This window comes from Reichenbachiella sp. MSK19-1 (genome assembly GCF_003590315.1).
Classification (GTDB): domain Bacteria; phylum Bacteroidota; class Bacteroidia; order Cytophagales; family Cyclobacteriaceae; genus Reichenbachiella; species Reichenbachiella agariperforans.
Genome location: NZ_MIER01000002.1, coordinates 1,633,157 through 1,654,984, shown reverse-complemented (window position 1 = coordinate 1,654,984; position 21,828 = coordinate 1,633,157). Strand labels below are relative to the sequence as shown.

The 21,828-nt window shown below is 43.6% G+C and carries 18 protein-coding genes; 16 read left to right on the top strand and 2 right to left on the bottom strand.

Annotated elements, in window-relative coordinates; genetic code table 11:
* Window positions 1–27: 27 nt before the first annotated feature.
* Window positions 28–1,041 (bottom strand): zinc-binding alcohol dehydrogenase family protein, encoded by a 1,014-nt coding sequence (locus BGP76_RS06685; RefSeq protein WP_119844063.1) that lies wholly within the window; start codon window positions 1,039–1,041, stop codon window positions 28–30.
* Window positions 1,042–1,306: 265 nt separating this feature from the next.
* Here BGP76_RS06685 and BGP76_RS06680 point away from each other — a divergent pair, with 265 nt between their 5' ends.
* From BGP76_RS06680 to BGP76_RS06640, 9 genes are all read left to right on the top strand, one after another.
* Complete coding sequence (locus BGP76_RS06680; RefSeq protein ID WP_073123120.1) at window positions 1,307–1,915, top strand: transposase; 609 nt, start codon at window positions 1,307–1,309, stop codon at window positions 1,913–1,915.
* A 703-nt stretch (window positions 1,916–2,618) separates the two neighbouring features.
* The gene (locus BGP76_RS06675; RefSeq protein ID WP_119844062.1) at window positions 2,619–3,020 is read left to right on the top strand and encodes an HU family DNA-binding protein; all 402 of its coding nucleotides are present in this window, start codon (window positions 2,619–2,621) and stop codon (window positions 3,018–3,020) included.
* 284 nt (window positions 3,021–3,304) lie between these two features.
* Entirely contained in the window at window positions 3,305–3,673 is a 369-nt protein-coding gene (locus tag BGP76_RS06670; protein ID WP_147407396.1) for a hypothetical protein, read from the top strand.
* Entirely contained in the window at window positions 3,670–4,224 is a 555-nt protein-coding gene (locus tag BGP76_RS06665) for a hypothetical protein (RefSeq protein ID WP_119844060.1), read from the top strand. Before BGP76_RS06670 ends, BGP76_RS06665 begins: the two co-directional genes overlap by 4 nt.
* A gap of 134 nt (window positions 4,225–4,358) precedes the next feature.
* The gene (locus BGP76_RS06660; protein ID WP_119844059.1) at window positions 4,359–5,270 is read left to right on the top strand and encodes a universal stress protein; all 912 of its coding nucleotides are present in this window, start codon (window positions 4,359–4,361) and stop codon (window positions 5,268–5,270) included.
* A 405-nt stretch (window positions 5,271–5,675) separates the two neighbouring features.
* On the top strand, window positions 5,676–6,794 hold the full coding sequence (mnmA, locus tag BGP76_RS06655; RefSeq protein ID WP_073123110.1) for a tRNA 2-thiouridine(34) synthase MnmA: 1,119 nt from the start codon (window positions 5,676–5,678) through the stop codon (window positions 6,792–6,794).
* Window positions 6,781–7,476, top strand: a complete 696-nt coding sequence (locus BGP76_RS06650; RefSeq protein WP_119844058.1) for a hypothetical protein — start codon at window positions 6,781–6,783, stop codon at window positions 7,474–7,476. The genes mnmA and BGP76_RS06650 overlap by 14 nt, the downstream gene beginning before the upstream one ends.
* Window positions 7,457–9,109: a S8 family peptidase gene (locus tag BGP76_RS06645; RefSeq protein ID WP_119844057.1), complete on the top strand. Its 1,653-nt coding sequence runs from the start codon at window positions 7,457–7,459 to the stop codon at window positions 9,107–9,109. The genes BGP76_RS06650 and BGP76_RS06645 overlap by 20 nt, the downstream gene beginning before the upstream one ends.
* A gap of 42 nt (window positions 9,110–9,151) precedes the next feature.
* Entirely contained in the window at window positions 9,152–11,506 is a 2,355-nt protein-coding gene (locus BGP76_RS06640; protein ID WP_119844056.1) for a TonB-dependent siderophore receptor, read from the top strand.
* 8 nt (window positions 11,507–11,514) lie between these two features.
* On the opposite strand, the gene BGP76_RS06635 is transcribed toward BGP76_RS06640, so the two are convergent.
* Window positions 11,515–11,865 (bottom strand): arsenate reductase family protein, encoded by a 351-nt coding sequence (locus BGP76_RS06635; RefSeq protein ID WP_119844055.1) that lies wholly within the window; start codon window positions 11,863–11,865, stop codon window positions 11,515–11,517.
* A gap of 126 nt (window positions 11,866–11,991) precedes the next feature.
* Between BGP76_RS06635 and BGP76_RS06630 the strand changes: the two genes are divergently transcribed.
* The 7 genes from BGP76_RS06630 to BGP76_RS06600 all read left to right on the top strand — a co-directional run bounded on the left by BGP76_RS06630 (window position 11,992) and on the right by BGP76_RS06600 (window position 21,820).
* Window positions 11,992–12,471, top strand: coding sequence for a DUF4168 domain-containing protein (locus BGP76_RS06630; protein WP_084190554.1), 480 nt, complete (start codon window positions 11,992–11,994; stop codon window positions 12,469–12,471).
* 97 nt (window positions 12,472–12,568) lie between these two features.
* Complete coding sequence (locus BGP76_RS06625) at window positions 12,569–13,180, top strand: hypothetical protein (protein ID WP_119844054.1); 612 nt, start codon at window positions 12,569–12,571, stop codon at window positions 13,178–13,180.
* Window positions 13,181–13,274: 94 nt separating this feature from the next.
* On the top strand, window positions 13,275–14,342 hold the full coding sequence (locus tag BGP76_RS06620; protein ID WP_147407395.1) for an FKBP-type peptidyl-prolyl cis-trans isomerase: 1,068 nt from the start codon (window positions 13,275–13,277) through the stop codon (window positions 14,340–14,342).
* The gene (locus BGP76_RS06615; RefSeq protein WP_119844052.1) at window positions 14,339–15,415 is read left to right on the top strand and encodes a hypothetical protein; all 1,077 of its coding nucleotides are present in this window, start codon (window positions 14,339–14,341) and stop codon (window positions 15,413–15,415) included. The genes BGP76_RS06620 and BGP76_RS06615 overlap by 4 nt, the downstream gene beginning before the upstream one ends.
* A gap of 148 nt (window positions 15,416–15,563) precedes the next feature.
* A complete protein-coding gene (gyrA, locus tag BGP76_RS06610; RefSeq protein WP_119844051.1) occupies window positions 15,564–18,137 on the top strand; it encodes a DNA gyrase subunit A in 2,574 nt (857 codons plus the stop codon).
* Between the two features lie 90 nt (window positions 18,138–18,227).
* Complete coding sequence (locus BGP76_RS06605; RefSeq protein ID WP_221409850.1) at window positions 18,228–19,385, top strand: tetratricopeptide repeat protein; 1,158 nt, start codon at window positions 18,228–18,230, stop codon at window positions 19,383–19,385.
* A gap of 68 nt (window positions 19,386–19,453) precedes the next feature.
* Window positions 19,454–21,820, top strand: coding sequence for a penicillin-binding protein 1A (locus tag BGP76_RS06600; RefSeq protein ID WP_119844049.1), 2,367 nt, complete (start codon window positions 19,454–19,456; stop codon window positions 21,818–21,820).
* Window positions 21,821–21,828 lie beyond the last annotated feature (8 nt).

The window sequence follows — 21,828 nt, the reverse complement described above, 5'->3', positions numbered from 1 at the left end:
TTGGGTCAAAAGGGGCAGTGCTACCTATTAATACGCAATCACCGTCTTGCCAATGGTTTTGCCAGACTCTTGCATCTCGTGCGCTTTCTTTAGATTCTCTACAGAGAAACCCTGGAGTGTAGTAGTCAGTGTGGAGCGTAAGGTGCCATCATCGAACAGCTCAGCGATACGGTTGAGGATGTCGTGCTGTCTCTCGATATCGTCGGTCGTGTACATGGATCGGGTGTACATGAGTTCCCATGAGAAGCTTACACTTTTGGTCTTCAATACATTAAGGTTCAAGGGTTCATTGCTACCTGTGATCGATACGATGTGTCCCTGAGGTTTGATGATCTCCGCCATCGTGTCCCAATATCCTTTGAGGTCTACAAAATCCAAGATGTAGTGGACTTGGCTGTGACCTATTTTTTCTAAATCTTCCTTGAGCTGATAGTGGTTGACGACATAGTCAGCGCCGATGTCCTTGCACCACTGTACCGAGTCGGGTCTCGAAGCGGTCGCGATGACCGTGAGCCCTGCTACTTTCTTGGCGAGTTGGATGGCGATAGATCCTACGCCACCTGCACCTGCGAGAATCAGTACCGACTTGCCTTTGTCAGTCTCTGGGTTGATTTTGATGCGGTCAAAGAGTGATTCGTAGGCCGTCAGCCCTGTCAATGGGATGGCAGCAGCTTCTGCTATGCTTAGGCGCTTGGGCTTGAAACCCACGATGCGCTCATCCACCAGTTGGTACTCGGCATTGCTGCCACTACGGGTCAAGTCACCGGCATAGTATACTTCATCCCCAACTTTGAATTTTGATACTTGATCACCCACCGCTTCGACGATACCGACGGCATCCCAACCAATGACTTTTGGGGTGTCGAGTACCTTGTCCTTGGCGGCACTTGTTCGGATTTTGAAATCTACTGGATTGACGGAGATCGCCTTTATCTTGATAAGTAGATCGTATCCAGTGGGAGAGAGCTTGTCCATTTCGAAGGCTATGAAACTGTCCTGTGCTGATATGGGTAGTGATTGTTTGAATCCTATGGCTTTCATGTATTTGTTTTTGTTTACTGAGTTAGTACTATACGCAAAAGTCTCCGGTAGGATGAATATTCTCCCACTAAAACGAGACACCAAAACTATCGGTCTTTAGTCAATAACGAGGTTACTCTAAGTAACCTCGTTATTTCAAAAAGTAGATTAAAGGGATGGTTTTATACACTAGGCTGATTATTTTTATCTAGCCAGACCAGTAAGGAGGTTACTCCAAGTAACCTCCTTACTGGTGACGTTACTTAAAACTTAAACCAACCAACCCATGGATACCCGTACTACTCAACTAGCGCCTGAAAGCTATTACCACATCTACAACCGTGGTGTCAACGGCCAGTCTGTTTTCTTTGCGTCTAAGAACTACGATTACTTTTTGCAGCAGTATGCGAGATATGTTCATCCTTGGGTTAGGACTTACGCTTACTGTTTGCTCAACAATCACTTTCACCTGTTGATTCAGGTCAAATCTGAAGAAGAGCTATCTGCCGTGATGCTGAAAGACAAAGACAAGCCTAGCTACTGGCACGTCAGCAACGGTTTCTCCAGCTTTTTGCAAGGCTACACCCGAGCCATCAACAAGCATTACGATCGCACAGGCCCTTTGTTTGAGAGGCCATTTAAGAGGATTGCCGTCACCAACAATGCTTATTTTTCTCAATTGATCCGATACATCCATCACAACCCTGTCAAACATGGATTTGTTACCGATCACAAAGAATATCCCTACTCATCCTATCATGCACACCTAGCGACGACCAGTACCAAGCTGTATCGGAGGGAGGTATTAGATTGGTTTGGTGGCAAAGAAAACTATGCTTCCTTTCATGAAGAGACCGCTGTTCTACCTTTGGATACAGATTGGTTTTGGGAGTAACAAGGTTGTTTTTTTGGAGCTTACCTTAGTCAGTAACGAGGTTACTCAAAGTAACCTCGTTACTGACTTTCAAAAACCCGCGCGGGTTTACTCCAAAACATAGTGTGGTTTGTGTGAAAACCTGCTGTTGTTTGTACGAAAGTCTGCACGGGTTTGGGACAAAGTCTGCGCAGATTTGAAGCAAAATCCGCACGGATTTGAGGCTAAGTCTGCGCAGACTTTGAGGGGCATGTAACTAGTCCCCTTTTGACGGCAAGCGTAGATTGTTAACTAATTGAATTACAACTAGTTAAAGTTGTTTAGTGAAAAATTAACTAAGCACTGGATTTTTAACATATTTTGGCATTTTCCCGAACATTTTTGGAACGGATATTGTTCTTGAAGAATTGTCTTCAGACACATCGAAAAGGCCACTCGATAACCCCGTTTGTCTTCACCCAATTTATGAACAGTTCTGCTGTTTTGATCCAAGTATGGACAAGCACCCCGCTTTCGCAAGCACACGCACCGCACAGTCTCACTACGCATAGTTACGACCTAGCAAAGCACCCAATAGATGCAAGTATGATCAGTATTACTTAGCAAAACCTCAGGCAGGCTCTGCCGGTTTTGAAAGGTTGATGCTACGCTCAGTAGACGTGTCCGTGGTACGTCCTTGTGAAGCAAAGTTTAACTCATTTTTCACATTTTAAATTTTCAAGTCATGTCAATTATGTATAAAGCTGTACCCAAAGCGCAACCGGGAGTGGTTGGCGGAGGTCAAATCAAGTATTACGCGAGCATCATTCGTGAGCGCCCAGTGGGCATCCGAAAGATCGCTACGGAAATCTCCAAAATGACGAGTTTGCATACTACCGATATATTTGGTGTATTAGAGTCATTCTTGGATCGCATGCACACCTATCTCGAAGAAGGCCGCATTGTGAGGCTAGGGGATATGGGTAGTTTCTCACCAGCTATTGCTAGTTATGGGGAGGATCTCATAGAGGATGTAGATAAAAATACGATCAAAAGGCTCAAGGTGAATTTTCGTCCAAGCATGGAGCTGCACGATCGTTTGGCAACTATAAAGTTCGTAAAGCAAGATGTTGAACCGATTGTCTAAGTTGTTGTATCCGCATTCAAATGATAGGAGAGGTCTTATTTACACTAGATGTTAGTAGTTAGATTTTAGTATTTAGACAATCTATCTCATGTATCAAGTCTGGTGTTCAAACAGCTAAAAATAAAACCATACCGTTTCGTACGATAGTGATGGGTTGATTCTTAGTGAGGGCCTCTTTTTTTACTACATACTAGTAGCTAGTATGTAGATTTTAGACAAAAGTCTAGCGTCTAGCGATCTAAAACATAATGTTTAAAAGTCTCACATCTAAAAAAAAGGAAATCATGAAAACTACCCATATATACACCCTCATACTCTTGGTGCTCGTTGGTCTCATTGTCTACCAAAGCCTCGTCAACCAAGATAGCTTTCGCCAAGCGCAAAGCCTGAGCCAGTCTCTAAAGGTGCAGATCGATACCTTGCAGTCTATCGCTGCACAGTACGAGCGCATCCATCAAAACTACGAAACACTCCATGCCCAACTGTTGCTGTCTCACCACCGCATCAGCGACATGAACCAAGACCTGACGCGTATCTCGGATGAGCAGCAGCAGGACGTGATCCAGATCCGGGATAGCCTGAGGCAAGTCCTCCGAACCTACGATGCGGTTTCACCCAATATGATGTCTCACCATCAAATACCCTCGCCATGAAGACGCTGTATTTCATACTATGGATCCTTGCAGCACTGCCCGTCAGTGCAGCGCAGGTGGTGGATTTCACGCAAGCGGACGACAGCCTCCAAGTCTACCAGGGGCAGACCGTCCATGTACAGGCCGACGGTGCCTGGGTGATCAGCATGCAGCGGGCTGCTTTGCTCAACCAGAAGTTGCAAGAGCTGCAGACCGTCTCAGCTGCCCATGCAGAACTGATGCAGACCAATCAAGAGATCCTAGACAAGGTACGGGAGATCGAGCGACTCACGGCGCTGCTCGTCCATAAGATCGAGCGTGACCAACACGATATTGCGCTCAACATGAACCAGATCATCGCCGAGCTAGACCGTAGCATCGTCGTGCTCCAAACCACCAACGCCGAGCTGCAGTCCACCAATGAGCAGCTCAACCAGCAACTGGCAGAGATGGAGCGCACCGTCAAGCACCTCAAGAAGCAGATTCGCCGCATCTGGTGGAAATCCACCGCCGACAAGGTTGTCATTGGTTTAGCAGCCTTTGGGGTCGGTTGGGTAGTGGGGAGTCTGTGAGGTCCCATATCACATGTTTTTAATCATTTAAACAAATGATTAAAATAGCGACTGAATAGAGAACTAGGAGGTAGGATGAAACGTATAATTACACATATTATTGAACAAAGATTTAACCCTATAATAGATTTACCATGAAGAAGATTCTAGTCCCTACTGATTTCTCAAAATTGAGTGAAGATGCGTTGGCGTTCGCGATTGAAGTGGCTCAAAAATATGAAGCGACCATTACTTTGGTAACCAGCCTTCACTATGATTTTTATCCAGAAATTCATAACGCAGCTATAGTGACCAGTACATTGCTCAAGAAGGTAGAGGAATCGTCCAAGGAGCAAATGAATCAACTGATCGCAAGATACCATGTATCAGGCGTATCTATTGATGAGTATATTTCTGATGAAACGCTCATCACCATACTTAACGAAAAGATCACTCATGAAGCTTACGATTTGGTGATCATGGGAACGAGCGGAAGTTCTGGTATAGATGAATTCTTGGAAGGGTCAAACACAGAAAAGGTGGTTAGGAAGGCAGCATGTCCGGTCATCTCAATCAGTGGAAAAACGGTGCTAGACGAAATTAAACGTGTGATGATTCCGATTGACATAGATGATATCCGAATGAGTTTTCTACAAGAAGTAGCAAGTATGGAGGCTCTATTTAACGTCCAATTGGATTTTGTATGGGTTCGAACTGTTCATAATATAGAAAATGAAGAAGAAATCTCTCGTGAGACAACCAAGCTGATTCAATCTTTGGGGATTAAAGCCTTCACTTTTCATATTGTTCGGTCTGTGTCTCCATCCGTGGGTATTTTGAGATACGTAGAAGAAGAAAACATAGACATGATCGCAATGGCTACTCATGCGAGAAAAGGAATCGCACATTGGCTGCTAGGTAGCCTCACTGAAGATACTGTCAACCATGTGAAAGTACCCGTTTGGTCTTTCAAAATGGATAGCGATGAAAAGAGAATTGATTTGGATAGCGTTGAGCCTATCATGGAGGTGTCCTCTTATACCAAAATAGAAATGCCTGTTGATTAAACGCTCAAGTAGAGCCAGTCTGGCTTTTATAAAGTATGTGGGTTCGGTTTTCTTGAAGTTTAAAACCGAACCCATATATTTTAGATATGTCTGACAGTACAATAGAGGTTGCATTATAATCTTATGTCTGTTGACTTATGAGTCTGTTCAGTGAAGTCTGTCAAGTTGAGTATTTAAGCAATATAGTGTCTTAACCAACCTTTGACATACATATAACCCCCTGTTATCTTCCCAAAATAGATAGTCGTACGTTTTGGATGGACGACTATCTATTTTAAATCGATAAGAAGAGACCAATCCCTCACTTTATCGCCCCAATCCAACAATCAAATCAACTCTTTGCGTTAATTTTGTAGCTTAAATAAGTGTGAACACCAGACTGTGAACCTGGCAATTAAACATTAGATGAGTAAAAAAGGAAGAGTATTAGTAGCGATGAGTGGCGGTATAGACAGCTCCGTCGCAGCAGTGATGCTTCATGAGCAAGGCTATGAAGTCATCGGAATGACCATGAAAACCTGGGATTACAACTCCTCGGGTAGTAGCAAAAAGGAGACAGGCTGTTGCAGCCTCGACTCCATCAACGACGCGAGAAACATCGCCGTTGATCTTGGTTTTCCCCATTATATATTAGACATCAGAGAGGAGTTCGGCGACTATGTGATCAATCACTTCACCGACGAGTACCTCAAAGGCCGTACGCCGAACCCGTGCGTGCTGTGCAATACGCACATCAAGTGGGATGCGCTGCTGCGTAGAGCGGACAAGCTCGGCTGTGACTTTATCGCGACGGGGCACTATGCCAATGTACGTGAGGAAGACGGCCGATACGTGATCTCCAAAGGAGCAGATGAGATGAAGGATCAATCCTATGCACTGTGGGGCGTGTCCCAGCAGAGTCTCTCTCGTACCATACTGCCACTAGGACATCTGAAGAAAACACAGATTCGTGAGATGGCAATCGAAAGAGGTTTTACGGATTTGGTCAACAAGTCCGAATCCTACGAGATCTGTTTCGTGCCAGACAATGACTACCGAGGGTTCCTCAAAAGGAGAGTAGATGGTCTAGAAGAAAAGGTCGCAGGTGGTGAGTTTGTACTAGAGGACGGGACCGTCGTGGGTACGCATGAGGGCTATCCATTCTATACAGTAGGACAGCGAAAGGGTTTGGGGATCGCTTTGGGATTTCCTGTCTATGTCGTTGAAATACAGAAAGAAAAAAACAGAGTCGTACTCGGTACTTTCGATGAACTGTCACGTGACGGCATGTATGTTGACCAACTGATCATGGGCAAGTATGACGGACTCAGCGAACGCATGGATACCGTGACCAAGGTACGTTACAATGATCTCGGTACGCCTGCCGTTATAGAGCATGTAGACAATACTATGAAGGTCTACTTTGGCAAGGGAGTGAGTGCCATCGCGCCAGGTCAGGCCGCAGTGTTCTACGAAGGCAATGATGTCATCGGGGGCGGTTGGATCAAATCAAGTTTCAGACAAGCGCAGCATGCAGTACTATAAGCTGCTACTGATATCGCTAGTGGTTTGCTTTGGGTGTACATCCGAGCTAGAGACAGATTTTAGTAGATTAGGTGTGCAGTACTTTCCCATGGAGGTGGGAGCGTACCGCATCTATGATGTACATGATACCAATTATTATCTGATCGGTCCAGAAGAGGAGAACTACCAGTTGAAAGAGGAAGTGGTAGACTCGACAATCATCTCGGATACCGAAGTGAGGTATCAGCTGCATCGCTCCAAACGTGCCGATGAGACCGCAGTGTGGAAACTGGATTCAGTCTGGACAACATCTATCAATACCACGCGAGTAGTCGCTGTAGAAAACAATGTTTCCTTTGTCAAATTGGTATTTCCTATCGAGGAAGACCTATCATGGGATGGAAATAGCTACAATAACCGACAGTCAGAGTTCTATCAATATGGAGAAAGCCAAATCGACACGGTACTTGCTGAGCAGGCTTTCACGAATGTGGTACAAGTGATACAAAGTGATCAAGGAATAGATCCATTGATAGGAAGAGACGATAGATTAGAGTATTATGCACCAGAGGTGGGATTGATCATTAAATATCACGCCAAGTGGGCGTATGATCAGGAGGATGGTATCGTCAACACAGACAAAATAGTAGCAGGCAGGCAGTTAGAGCAGACGTTGATAACATATGGCAAGAAGCAAGATTAAGCGCATATTATTACTTTACATACTTACTATATTTAGCACAGTCTCTTGGGCAGAAGAGAACCGTTACGTTGTTTTCTTCTCAGACAAAGCCAACTCCGCTTTTTCTATCGATCTGCCTACAGCATTTCTTTCTCAACGCGCCATAGACCGGCGGGTCAAACGCCAAACGCCTATTACTTCAGAGGACTTCCCTGTCAATCAGAACTATATTGACTCTCTGATCAAATACAATGTCAAGCCCTATTTCACTTCTCGATGGTTCAACGCCGTCCTCGTCGAAGCAGAGGAATCTCAGTTGATCGAATTAATGGAGACGAGTTATATCACGGCTTATGAGTACGTAGCACCAGGCACGAAGCTCAATGCAGACCTGCAAGAAGTCGAGTTAAGCTATACCGCTTTGGTGCCTTCTATTGTTTCCTCTAATAGTAATAACCAACTAACGATGCTCGCTGCACAGACGATGCATTCAGAGGGATATACGGGCAAGGGAGTACATATAGCGGTTTTGGATGGAGGGTTTTCAAAAGTGAACGAGTCTGCTGTATTTGGACAGTTGTTCGAGGATGACAGGCTTATAGATCGTTTGAACTTCACGACCAATAGCCAAGAGGTATTTTCGATAGATGATCACGGTACCAATGCCCTGAGTTGTATCGTATCGGACTACAAAGAAGTGCTCCTAGGGACAGGGTACAATGCTGATATCAGTCTTTATGTCACCGAGGATGTGAGTGACGGTGGTCGCTTTGAGTATCGTATAGAAGAGTACAATTGGCTTTTTGCGGCAGAGCGTGCGGATAGTGCTGGTGTAGACATTATCTCTTCATCTTTGGGGTATAACATATTCGAGGATTCGGAGATGAACTATGTGCAGGAGGATATGGATGGCGAAACGGCATTGATTTCTCGTGCGGCAGCATTGGCATCAGACAAAGGCATCCTCGTAGTGAGTAGTGCAGGCAATGAAGGCAATAAAACATGGCAGTATGTCACGCCACCAGCAGATGTAGCAGATGTCTTGGCAGTGGGTGCGGTTAACAGCAGTGGAGTCAGGTCGAGCTTTAGCTCCATAGGACCAACTGCCGATGGTAGAATCAAACCAGATGTCGTAGCATTAGGTCAAGGAGTAGCAGTTTTTCATGATGACAACTCTATCGGTACCAATAGCGGGACGAGTTTTTCGGCTCCATTGATCGCTGGTTTTGCAGCGGGACTGTGGCAGCAGTTTCCTGAATTGAACAATTTGGAAATTAAGGAACTCATAGCGTCTATCGGTAGTCAGCATGCTAATCCAGACAACGAGTTAGGTCATGGTTTGCCCAATTACCTGCGTGTGATTGGAGATTCAGTTTTGTCAGTGTCTAGTGTGTTTGAGGATAGCTTTACGGTCTTTCCGAATCCTTTTACAGGTAATTATATTTCTATCCAAGTAGAGCGTGAATATGCGCGTAAGGAGCTGAATGTGACACTCTATGCACCTGATGGTAAAATAGTTGCCAAACAAAGCCCACAGAAAGTAAGAAAAGGAGAGGTACTTACTCTCCCGGTGACTGGAAACTCCAGCGGCATATATATCCTTCATTTGCAGTCTGGATCAGAGACTAAAAATGTAAAATTGCTTAGGTACTGATCTGCTAATCATCATATATTGCAAGGCTGATCGACCAGTACTATGTCAAGAATTTTCATCACTACTTTTATACTTCTCTTTGCCCTGTGTCTATCAGGATTTGCTCAAACCAATTATGAGCTAAAGTTGGAGCTAGTCGATAGTTTGAATCAGCCTGTAGAAGATGCACAGGTCATTGTCATGCCCGATTCTATACTCCGTACTACCAATAGAAGAGGAGAGGTGCGTATTCAATTGCCAGAAGGGCAGCACAGCATTTCAGTTTTTCATCTCCAGTTCGAAAAGTACATTCAGAACTTCTCCGTATCACAAGATTTGACCCTCCAAGTCCCACTTACCTACAAAACTGAATTGCTACAGGATGTCAGCGTAACAGATCGTATCTATAAAGACGACATCACGACGATACATGTCAATGCCAAGGATGTCTACAACCTTCCTTCAGCCACTGGAGACTTCTCCAAAGTACTCAGTACGCTACCAGGAGTGAGCAGCAACAACGAATTGTCCTCGGCCTATTCTGTCCGTGGTGGTAACTATGACGAAAACCTCATCTATGTCAATGGCGTCAAGATCTACCGTCCTCAGATCGTCAGCGCAGGTCGTCAAGAAGGACTCGGTTTTATCAATATAGATTTGGTAGATCAGGTTGATTTTTCAGCCGGTGCCTGGGAAGCTGCCTATGGTGATAAGCTGTCCTCTGTGCTCAATGTCTACTACAAGGAACCCACTCGACACGAAGCGACCATCAACCTAAGTTTGCTCGGTGGCAGTATCTACCTGGGAGGTATCAATGACAAAAAGGATCTCAGCTACACGATCAGCGCCCGACACAAAAACACCAAGTACCTACTAGGTACTCTAGAGACGCAGGGGCAATATTTGCCAAAGTTCACCGATGTGCAGTCTTTCATCACCAAGAAATTCGGGGATAGAACCAAACTAAGCCTATTGATCTCCACTGCCATCAATAACTACGAAACCATACCCGAACGTCAGCAGACGGATTTCGGAAACCTGCAAGCGTCCTATCGCCTCAGTATTGCATTCGACGGGCGTGAGTTGTTGGACTATAATACGAATCAGGCGGCACTGATCCTCAGTCATCAGTTCTCAGATCGTTTTCAGTCTACACTTTCACTATCGGGAGTATTGTCCTCTGAGCGAGAAAACTATGAAATAGAAGCGGGCTACTTGCTCTGTGATGTCAATACCAATATCGGATCGAATCGCTTCAACGAATGTGTAAACGTACTCGGCGTAGGGACGAATTACAGCTATGGACGCAATCGGCTTGATGCACAGATCATCGCAGTAGAGCAAAAGAACGAAGTAAAGATAGGGGAGCATCTGTTGCAATTCGGGGTGAACTGGGATCATGAAATGATCGAGGACAGACTAGATGAGTACGAACTGATCGATTCGGTAGATTATGTCACGGTCACTGAAGTGTTGGATAGTGAGGCAGAGCTGTCATCTGACAAGGTAGGAGGTTTTGTGCAGTTGGTCATCGGTAACCCTGGATCAACACATCAGCTCAACATGGGGGTACGTGCAAGCTACTGGACTTATAGTGAGCAGTTCATCCTCAGCCCTCGCTTGCAATATGCCTACCGTTTTGGTCTCAGTGATAGAAATACAATACGTGTGTCTACGGGGCACTATGCCCAACATCCATTCTATAGAGAGCTGCGTGATCGCACAGGGACAATCAATCCTAATGTCAAAGCACAGCAGTCCGTTCATGCACTGCTGGCATGGGATAGACAGTTGATGATCTGGGGGAGATCTTTTGTATTGAGTTCTGAGGGCTACTACAAGTATCTCTGGGATGTAAATCCCTACGATGTGGAGAATGTCAAAATCCGCTACTTCGCGAGCAATCAAGCTACGGCTTATGCCTATGGTTTTGATTTTCGAATCAATGGGGAGTTTATAGAAGGAACAGAGTCATGGTTCAGTCTGGGGATATTGAAAACCGAAGAAAACCTTCATACAGGTAACGGATATGTCCGCAGACCCACCGATCAGCGCCTCAACCTCGGTATATTCTTTCAGGATCATATCCCTAACGACCCGAGTGTCAAAGTTAGTCTCAATATGCAGTTTGGTAGCGGATTGCCTTTTGGTCCTCCAGGCGATGATGACAACCGGAGTGTCTACTCCGGCGACCACTATACACGTGTAGATGTCGGGTTTTCTAAAAGCTTCACCTTTCAGTCCCAACAGATTTGGTTGCCACGATCATTATGGATAGGCGCGGAGGTATTGAATCTACTCGGTACGGACAATGCCCTGACTTACACATGGGTCAAGGATGTAAACAATAACAATTTCGCTGTGCCCAATGCACTGTCCGCACGGTTTCTCAATCTGCGTTTGATTGCTAAGTTCTAACTGAGATACTATAGCGCAGCTTTTGCAGCTTCTACGACTTTCTTGCTATTCCCAACGAATATTTGATCATCGAGTATAATCACAGGACGCTTGAGGAAGGTGTATTCTTCGAGAATGTAGTTTTTGTAGTCCTCTTCTGTTAGGGTTTTGTCTCCTAGATTCCACGCCTTGTATTTCATCGATCTGCGGCTAAACAACGCTTCGTAACTGCCAGCCATATCTTTCATTTGCTCCACTTGCTCAGCGGTCATTGCTTCTGTTTTGATGTCTTGCATCGTGATGTTGTCTGGCGTGAGATCCAGTTCTTTGATGATACGACTGCAAGTGCTACAGGTAGAGAGATAGTATATCTTTTTCATTCGTTATTATTTGTTAAGAATCATACAAATCTAGGTGCAATACTCGAATGAAGGAGGGGTTCATTTGAAATTTCAACATGAAGGTGGTTAATTCGTGGTTGGTAATTAATAAACACTAAACATTTTATGAAGATTAGAACAGTACTATCCGCAGTGCTTTTGAGCATGGCGGTATTTGTAGCACAAGCGCAAGAAGAAGAAATAACAACAGAAGAACTTACCCAATATGCCAAGGTCATGTTGTCGATAGATTCCATGAAAGCAGATTTGCAGGCCAAAACCAATGACATGGTGAAGAATGATCCATTGATGGACATGGGACGTACATTCAATGCTATCAAACAGGCCAATGGAGACAGTGCTAAGCTTGCAGCAGCAGAGATCTCCCCAGAGCAACTGGCTGCCTATGATTCCATTCAGAGCAATATCGAAGTATTGAAGGCAAATTTTAAGACCAACTATACTGCAGCGATCAAAGATGATCTAGGTGCTGGCAACTACAATAAAGTCAAAAAAGCACTCAAAGCAGACCCTGCACTGAAAGAAAGTTATGATGAAATCGTCGCAACCTTGCAGCAACCAGCCACAGAGGAGCAAGAAGGATAGGAGGTTATCTTGTTGATAATATGGGGTTTCTGCTCTGATTTGTAAACCGATATGTATATATTGAACGCCTATCGACTGACTAAACCATATCTAAACCATGTTTACAGAATTTGAGATTGAAAGCCTCATTGCACTAGACGATGTGATTGAGGCTACTGCAGCACTCAAAAAGGAATTTGTCAAAGCAGAAGCTCCATATTTAGAAATTTCCGATCAAGACTTTTTCTCCCTCATCATGATGGCACCTACTGTTGGAGTAGCACTGGCAGATGGCCAGGTGAGTTTCTTTGAAGAAATGGCACTGAACAAAAAGGCTCGAAAGCTATCGAAAGGAGGCTATTTCTGGGGGAAAGACCCTGTGGTTTTCGGAATGAAATTTTTGCTGTCTAAGTACGATGTCTGGGAGATGAAATTCTTAGCGGTGATTCGAATCGCCATGGAGCAATCATTCGATATTGCTAGTCTAGAGCAACCTTACGATCCACAGGTGAAAGTAACGCTCGATGATTATCGAAAAGCAGTACTCGCTACTCCCTATATTTTCATCCGGTTTTTGGCTTCATTTTTCCTAGATAGCGACGAAGATATTATTAGTCCGCGCAGTATGACTAAGACGGATCACGAACGTCTATTGGCGATCGGGGACAAATTGGGGTTGAATAAAGTGCCGCTGTTTCATTATTTCTGTGCCACATTCGAAGTGCATTAATTCTGGTAAGCAAGGGCAGTCCCTTACATTTTTCTATAATTAATTTTCTTTTACGGCGTTATTCGATCTAATTTGTGTCTCAATTGTAGGTGATTTGAATAAACACGTTTTTTACCCATATATTATGTTGTTGGTGGCGGTGGCTATCCTCGTATCTTGTAAAGAAGATGAGGTGGTAGACGAAGCTTATGCTGCGCAAGAAGCCATCATTTTGGATTATCTCCAAGAGAATGACTTGAGTGATTCTACCCAAAAAGATGAATCAGGCATTTACTACCAAATCATTACCGAAAACAGATCCGGTATATCTGCAAGCACAGGCGATGTGCTGTCCATCTATTACACTGCCCAAGCAGTAGACAACCAGCCCTATGATGCAGTTACCAACAATGGAAGCAACGAACCTGTAAAAATGCAGTTCAATACGGGATCAATTTTCCCGGTAGGCTTAGATATTTCATTAGGATTGATGGAAGAAGGAGATACAGCCATTTTTTATATCCCTACATCATTGGCTTATGAAGGGCTAGATGAACTGTCCTCTATCATCCCAGCGAATAGTGTGATCATCATGACGGTCGAGCTAGTAGGGATACAGTCGGAGACCGAACAGGATTCAGAAGAAACTTTGATGATAGAAGCATTTATCTCTGAACAGAAACTGGACAGTGCGATCATCGATAGTACCATGATCGGTGGTGTCTGGGTCAGAGATACTACGATGTACCTACCCGTGGACTCTGTGGAGCTTTTGCCATCAGGAGTCTACTACAAGCGTACCGAAGAGGGACAAACTAACCAAACAGTCAATGCGGGGGAATTGGCAGATATCCAGTATCTGGCTTATAAAATGGAAAGCTATGCGAGTGGCTCTTCGTTTGATGGGACTACTGGTAGTGACTTTTTTTCCTTCCCATTGAATGATCAGGCAGTGATCACTGGATTGGATGCCGGAGTAGACGTGATGGAAAGAGAAGAGCGTGCGTTGCTGATTATGCCATCACGTACGGCTTACGGGGCAAGTGCCTTTGTCACACCTAGAAATAGAAAGGACTATCTGGTCGAGAAAGATGTGATACCCACTTACGCAAGTAAAGTCTCTCCTTATCAAATTCTTGTTTTTGAAGTCGAATTGTTGCAACCTCAACCCATCGTCAATTGAGATATAAACTAATCATATGGTTTTGTGTTATCTCATGGAGCGCAGTAGCACAGGAGTACGAGTACACTGAGCAGGATATCTATCGATCTCCAGTACGGGCTGTACTCAATATGTTTTCTATGACAGTGAGTACTGGTTACAATGCGACAACTTACAAACACAGTCTATCTGGTTATTATTTGATTCAAACCCAAACGGGACAATACATTACTGAGAATACGGGCGAAGCACTCCCTTTGGAGTTTGAAACTTACGAAAACTGGCTCAATGATCCCCAGATCGGAATCCCAGTAAACTTAGAGGATACTTTTGATGTGCCATATCCTGGTATTTCCAATCCAGTAAATAATCCTCTACTGGTCAATAGTGACCGTATCTTTAACGCTGATTCGTTGGGTCTAGGATTTAAAAGAACCAGTTGGGCTGTCCCGCTGAATTTACGCGTGCGCTTTAACTACAAGGGCTTTAGAGTAGGGGGAGGTGTATCCTTTCTGTATCAGAAGATTAATTCGCTTAAACCTACCGTAGAGGGATTAGGGATTCGAAACTATGAGCCTAACATCGGTTCTGTATTTCAGTTCAAATATTTTGGGATGGTGGGATATAAATTCTATGACTTTTGGGACTACTCTTTTGCTGGGGAAGTAGAGTTCGGGAAAGAAAAGTATCTCGGAGATAAATTCAATACGGCACTCATGAACCAAAGTGTCTATTTTAATCTAGGCATATCTATCGAAAAGAATCTCTCAGAGTACTTCCGTGTAGTGGTCAAACCATCTTATAATTTTCAATCCTACCAAATGGCTATGCCAAGCATGGGAAGTATCAAGCATAACACGCCTTCATTCAACATTAACTTCGGAATTAGTATTACCATTCCCGAAATCCCAAGAACTCCTATGAAAAGTGATCATGTACAGCTCAAGCATGTGATTGTAGATCCCGAAACTGGTCGGTACACTGAGGTAAGAGGTCAGCCAATTTGGAAAGTCCAAAACCCAAAGGTGGGACAGAATCATCGCAAACTTTGGAGATACAAGTGGCGAAATAAGAGGAAAATCAACCCTTATTAAGTAACTGAAAAACAGTTGTTTACAAAGATGTTTTTTTACCCATTTCTTTGACGCATTTAAGGCACTTTCTTTATTTAAAAATATTGCTATTTCGCCCCTATTTTAGTTAAATTGCAGGCTTGAAAAATGCGTTTTCAATTAACTATTTATGGCAGAAGATAACGAAGACTTTCCTATAGGGGATCAGCATATTATTCCTATCAATATCGAGGATGAAATGCGTGGTGCTTACATTGATTATTCAATGTCAGTTATTATATCCAGAGCATTGCCAGATGTGCGTGACGGTTTGAAACCCGTACACAGACGCGTACTATATGGGATGTTAGATTTAGGGGTACTACACAATAGAGCATATAAGAAATCAGCAAGAATAGTCGGGGAGGTACTCGGTAAGTACCATCCACATGGTGACTCATCTGTATACGATACGATGGTGCGTATGGCGCAGCATTGGTCGCTTAGATATCCGCTGGTAGATGGTCAGGGTAACTTTGGGTCTGTGGATGGTGATTCACCTGCTGCGATGCGTTACACAGAGGCGCGTCTCAAAAGAATGGCGGAAGAGTTGTTGACGGATATCAACAAACGTACGGTAGATTTCCAACCTAACTTTGATGATTCACTGAAGGAACCTTCTGTGTTACCTGCCAAATTCCCTAACCTATTGGTCAACGGTACTTCTGGTATCGCAGTAGGTATGGCTACTAATATGGCACCTCACAACCTAACCGAGGTGGTTAATGGTATCGTGGCATACATTGATAACAAAGAAATTGATATCCCAGAGCTGATGCAGCATATCACTGCGCCAGATTTCCCGACAGGGGCAACTATCTATGGTTACCAGGGAGTTAGGTCAGGATATGAAACGGGTAGAGGTCGTGTCGTACTACGTGCCAAGGCTACTTTCGAAGTGACTAAGACAGGTAGAGAGCAGATCATCGTCCATGAGATTCCTTATCAGGTCAATAAAGCAAACATGATCGAAAAGACTGCTGCTTTGATCAATGATAAGAAACTGGAAGGTATTAGCGATATACGTGACGAGTCAGATAGAGATGGTATGCGTATCGTGTACGACATCAAAAAAGATGCAATCCCTAACATTGTTCTCAACAACCTATATAAATACACGCAATTACAATCCTCTTTCGGAATCAACAATGTGGCACTGGTCAAGGGGCGTCCGCATACGTTGAACTTGAAAGACCTCATTGTTCATTTTGTAGAACACAGGCACGAGGTAGTCATTAGACGTACGCAGTACGAGCTAGAAGAGGCAGAGAAAAGAGCACATATCTTAGAAGGATATTTGATTGCTTTGGATAATCTCGATGAAGTGATCAGCTTGATCAGAAACTCTAGGGATCCCGAGATTGCTAAAACTGGCTTGATGGAGAATTTCGGTCTGTCTGAGATTCAGGCAAAAGCGATTCTGGAAATGAGACTACAGCGTCTCACAGGTCTGGAGAGAGAGAAGATTCAGAAAGAATACGACGAAATCAAAGAACTCATCGATCACTTGAATGCTATTTTGGCGAGTGAAGATATGAGAATGGACATCATCAAAACGGAACTCCTCGAAATTAAGGATAAGTATGGTGATGAAAGAAGATCTGATATAGAGCACGCTGCGGACGACTTCACGGCTGAAGACATGATCCCTGACGATGAGATGGTCATCACGATCTCCCATGAGGGCTATATCAAAAGAACTGCACTTACAGAGTACAAGACCCAAGGTCGAGGTGGAGTAGGATCAAGAGGTGCTGCGACCAAAACGGATGACTTTACAGAGCACCTTTTTGTGGCGACTGCACACAACTACTTGTTGATTTTTACAGAGTTTGGTAAGGTCTACTGGAAGAAAGTTTGGGAAATCCCAGAAGGAGGTAAAGCGACAAAAGGTCGTGCCATCCAAAACTTGATCAATATCGAACCAGACGATAGAGTCCGTTCGGTGATCAACGTGAAGACACTCAGCGATGAAGACTATATCAAAAACAACTTTATCGTAATGTGTACCAAAAAAGGTACAATAAAGAAAACCGCTTTAGAAGCATACTCAAGACCAAGACAAAATGGTATCAATGCCATTAGTATCCACGAAGGAGATAAGTTGCTTAATGTAAGCTTGACCAATGGCGACAATCATATCGTGATTGCCAAAAAGTCTGGTAGAGCAATTCACTTCCATGAGGCAGATGTACGATCTATGGGACGAACGGCCTCTGGTGTTAGAGGTGTGGCATTAGAAGGTGCAGATGACTATGTAGTGGGTATGGTGTGTATCGTTCGTGAAGATGCAAACCTACTTGTTGTATCTGAAAAAGGATATGGTAAGCGCTCAGAGATCGACGCTTATAGGATCACTAAAAGAGGCGGTAAAGGAGTGAAAGCAATGAACGTCACCGAAAAGACTGGCGCACTTGTTGCTATTAAGGAGGTCATCGATACAGATGACTTGATGATTATCAACCGATCTGGTATCACGATTCGTATGGCCGTGGACACACTACGTGTCATGGGACGTGCGACGCAGGGAGTTAGATTGATCAAACTAGGTGACAATGATGCGATATCATCTGTCGAAAAAATCGAAAGAATAGAAAGCGATGAGGTCGAAGAGATGAAAGGAGAAGATACTCCTGAAAATAGCTCCGAAAATCCAGACGCTACAGATAGTTCTTCAGAAGAAGAAACAGATAACAATCAATAAACAATTAAGACAGGATTATCCAAAAATCCATTACGCAAACAATTGGAAATTATGAACACTAAAAGAATACTTGTATTAGCTATTGCTATCATGATGAGTACCATTTCTTTCGCGCAGAAAGGATCGGTGACCAAGGCGGATTCTTATCTGACCAAAGGCGAATTGGTGTCTGCAAAGGCAGAGATTGATGTGGCAATTACTATTGAAAAAAATGCTGGGAAGTCAAAAACTTGGTTTACTAGAGGTAAAATATACCAAGCCATTGCTACAAGTGAAGATGAATCAAACAAATCGATTGATAAAGAGGCTCTAGCAAAAGCTGTAGAGGCATACAACAAGACTTTGTCTATGGAGAAAGAGAATAGCTCATACTACTTGATCGCTACGACTAACTTGGATCAAATGTGGGGCAACTTCTTAAATGCTGGTGGTACTGCATATGGGGAAGAAAATTATGACCTAGCTTTAAATCAATTTGAGAAAGCATTGGAAGTAAAGAGCGAAGATTCTACGACATTGTTTTATGCGGGTGTAGCAGCACAGCAAGGTGGTAAAGTTGAAAAGACTTTGGCTTACTACTACAAAATGATCGAACTGGATATCGCCAATGAAGACATCTACTCTTCTGTTATCTTTTATGAGAGACAATCAGAAAACTCAGAGAAGGCACTCGAAGTAACGAGAGCAGCGCAAGAGAAATTCCCAACGGACAGTAGATTCGGACAAGAAGAAATCAGCTTGTTGTTGTCAATGGACAAACTAGATGAAGCGGAAGCACAATTGCTCAAAGCGATCGAAGAAGATCCAAACAACATTAATTTACATTTGAATCTAGGTGTATTGTATGATAACTTAGGTTCTGCGCAGGCAAGTGAAGACAAGCAAACAGAAGCTGATGCTAGTTTTGAAAAGGCTAAAGAAAGCTACTTGAATGCGATCAAGATCGATCCAGATAACTATATCGCTAACTTCAATGCTGGTGTGATTTATGTCAACATGGCGAAAGGATACTATGACGAAGTAAGAGACATGGATCTTAAAAGCTATGACAAATATGGTCCTGCTAAAATCAAAAAGGCAGATGCTATTTTGAAGCAAGGATTGCCATACATGGAAAAAGCAATTAGCATTAAGCCAGATGATATCGACGGCTTGAAAGCGTTGCAGCAGATGTACACACAGTTGAAAATGATGGATAAGGCGGAAGCTATCCTAGACAAAGTTGACGCTTTAGAAGCGGCTCAGTAAGAAATAACAATATTTAGAGAAACCCTGATTGCATACATTGCGTCAGGGTTTTTTTGTGCACAAATTTTATGGCTAAGAAGAAAGAAGTAGAGGGAAGAACATGGGGTAAAAAGCTGATCCGTTTTGGTGTAAAGCTGATGGTTGTCGGCGTGTCTATTTTTGCCCTGTTCATTACCAGTATCTACTTAGGAATGTGGGGTGCACTCCCCAATCAAAAGACGCTAGAAAACATCTCCAACAGTCAGTCTACCATTGTTTATGATAAGCACGAGCAGATCATAGGTAAGTTTTATTTATTCGATCGTACTTCTATCTCTTTTGATGATCTGCCAGAGCACCTCGTACAAGGACTCGTCGCGACGGAGGATGCTCGATTTTATTCTCATTCTGGGATAGATTATCTCAGTATGGGGCGTGTTTTGGTGAAGACGCTTATTCTTGGTGATCGCTCTTCGGGTGGGGGCAGTACCATTTCACAGCAGTTGGCTAAGAACCTTTTCCCCAGAGAGAAAAATGGAAAGCTTGGTTTAGCAATTGCTAAAATCAAAGAGGCGATCACCGCACAGCGCTTAGAGAAAATTTATTCCAAAGAGGACATCATCACTCTCTATCTTAATACAGTTTCTTTCCCAGACAATGCATATGGCATAGAGTCAGCGGCGAGGAAGTTCTATAGCAAGCCTGTATCTGCATTGGGTTTAGGCGAGTCAGCATCACTTATTGGTTCACTCAAAGCTACTAATACCTATAACCCGAGAATCCACCCTGAGAAAAGTCAGTCCAGAAGAAATGTGGTTTTGTATCAAATGGTTAAATATGATTACCTGACAAAGGAACGGTACGATGAGATCAAAGAAACCCCAACAGCACTGCAATATACCAAAGTGCGAACTGCTGATGCTACTGCACCATACTTTCTAGAGCAAGTACGCCTTAAAGCCAAAAAACTTCTTTCCAAACACGTAAAAGGTGATGAGTCTCAATATAACCTATATACGGATGGACTTAAAATATATACTACGCTAGACCTAGGTATGCAGAGAAAGGCTGAAGAGGCCTTAAGAGAGCATATGCCAACCATACAACGTAGTTTTGAAAATAACTGGGGAGAAATGGCACCATGGAAAAGTGACCGTAACTTTATAAACAACCTCATCATACAGAGTCCTGTCTACAAACACTTGAAGGTAGCTGGTTATACACATCAGGAGAGTCTTGATTCTATGTCTGTTAAGTCCGATATGCCTTGGTTTGATTGGGATCAAGATGAGGAAGCTCTCATGAATGCTAGTACGATTGATAGCCTGAAGCACTATGTCAAATTGCTCAATGCAGGCTTTCTGGCTTTAGAGCCTACTACAGGAGCTATACAGGTATGGATAGGAGGTGTCAATCATAACTACTACAAATATGATCATGTCAACCAAAGCAAACGACAAGTAGGATCAACTTTCAAGCCTTTCGTTTATGCCGCTGCATTGGAAAGTGGAGTAGACCCATGTGACCATATCTCAGGTAAGACGATAACATATACCAATTTCGAAAACTGGACACCCAGCAATGGAACAGATGAGTATGATGATAAATACCTGTCTATGCAAGCTGCTCTGACCCGCTCTATCAACACAGTCGCAGTGAAGATGATGGAGAAGGCAGGGGTGGATCGTGTGATGGATCTGGCCAAAGACGCAGGCATTCATAGTCATCTACCTCGAGTTCCATCACTGGCTCTAGGGACAGCCGAGCTTAGTATGACGGAGCTGGCAGAGGCATACTGTGTCTTTGTGAATCAGGGTCGAGGACAGGAGGCTTATATGATAGCCTCAATAGTAGATGCTGATGGAGAAGATATATACACTAGAGAAAAGCCAAGGCCAAAAGAGCAAGTAATCAGTGAGTATACTTACCAGATCATGCAGGAACTCCTTCAGGCAGTGACTGAAGCAGGAGGGACAGGAAGTCGGTTGAGATGGAAATATAAACTCGACAATGATATAGCTGGAAAAACAGGTACGACTCAATCCAATAGAGATGGTTGGTTCGTCGGGCTGACGCCTAATTTAGTCACTGTTAGTTGGGTAGGGGCAGACAACCCTGGTCTGTATTTCAAGGATACCCGTTACGGTCAGGGCGCTAATTCGGCACTACCTATATTCGGATTATTCTATCAAAAGCTGAATGCCGACCAAGATTATCGTTCTATCACACAAGCCCGATTTGAGACACCCGATCAAGAGGTCATGGAAGACTTGGACTGTGTAGGGGTAGAGGAAGAAAATTTCTTTCAGGGCTTATTTAGTAAAGACGGGAAACCCAAAGAGAAAAGCTATGATCAAGAGGAACCGAGTGATGACTATGATCAAGAAGAAAGCAAAGAAGAAGAGGATAAAGGAGTCTTTAAGAAATTGAAAAAGCTATTCAAAAGGAATAAGTAGAACGAGAC

Coding starts and splice junctions, on each gene's coding strand:
- BGP76_RS06635 (WP_119844055.1), bottom strand. CDS start 11,865: ATGAAAAAGATATACTATCTCTCTACCTGTAGCACTTGCAGTCGTATC.
- BGP76_RS06680 (WP_073123120.1), top strand. CDS start 1,307: ATGGATACCCGTACTACTCAACTAGCGCCTGAAAGCTATTACCACATC.
- BGP76_RS06630 (WP_084190554.1), top strand. CDS start 11,992: ATGAAGATTAGAACAGTACTATCCGCAGTGCTTTTGAGCATGGCGGTA.
- BGP76_RS06650 (WP_119844058.1), top strand. CDS start 6,781: ATGCAGTACTATAAGCTGCTACTGATATCGCTAGTGGTTTGCTTTGGG.
- BGP76_RS06605 (WP_221409850.1), top strand. CDS start 18,228: ATGATGAGTACCATTTCTTTCGCGCAGAAAGGATCGGTGACCAAGGCG.
- BGP76_RS06670 (WP_147407396.1), top strand. CDS start 3,305: ATGAAAACTACCCATATATACACCCTCATACTCTTGGTGCTCGTTGGT.
- BGP76_RS06675 (WP_119844062.1), top strand. CDS start 2,619: ATGTCAATTATGTATAAAGCTGTACCCAAAGCGCAACCGGGAGTGGTT.
- mnmA (WP_073123110.1), top strand. CDS start 5,676: ATGAGTAAAAAAGGAAGAGTATTAGTAGCGATGAGTGGCGGTATAGAC.
- BGP76_RS06685 (WP_119844063.1), bottom strand. CDS start 1,041: ATGAAAGCCATAGGATTCAAACAATCACTACCCATATCAGCACAGGAC.
- BGP76_RS06625 (WP_119844054.1), top strand. CDS start 12,569: ATGTTTACAGAATTTGAGATTGAAAGCCTCATTGCACTAGACGATGTG.
- BGP76_RS06600 (WP_119844049.1), top strand. CDS start 19,454: ATGGCTAAGAAGAAAGAAGTAGAGGGAAGAACATGGGGTAAAAAGCTG.
- BGP76_RS06665 (WP_119844060.1), top strand. CDS start 3,670: ATGAAGACGCTGTATTTCATACTATGGATCCTTGCAGCACTGCCCGTC.
- BGP76_RS06660 (WP_119844059.1), top strand. CDS start 4,359: ATGAAGAAGATTCTAGTCCCTACTGATTTCTCAAAATTGAGTGAAGAT.
- gyrA (WP_119844051.1), top strand. CDS start 15,564: ATGGCAGAAGATAACGAAGACTTTCCTATAGGGGATCAGCATATTATT.
- BGP76_RS06640 (WP_119844056.1), top strand. CDS start 9,152: ATGTCAAGAATTTTCATCACTACTTTTATACTTCTCTTTGCCCTGTGT.
- BGP76_RS06645 (WP_119844057.1), top strand. CDS start 7,457: ATGGCAAGAAGCAAGATTAAGCGCATATTATTACTTTACATACTTACT.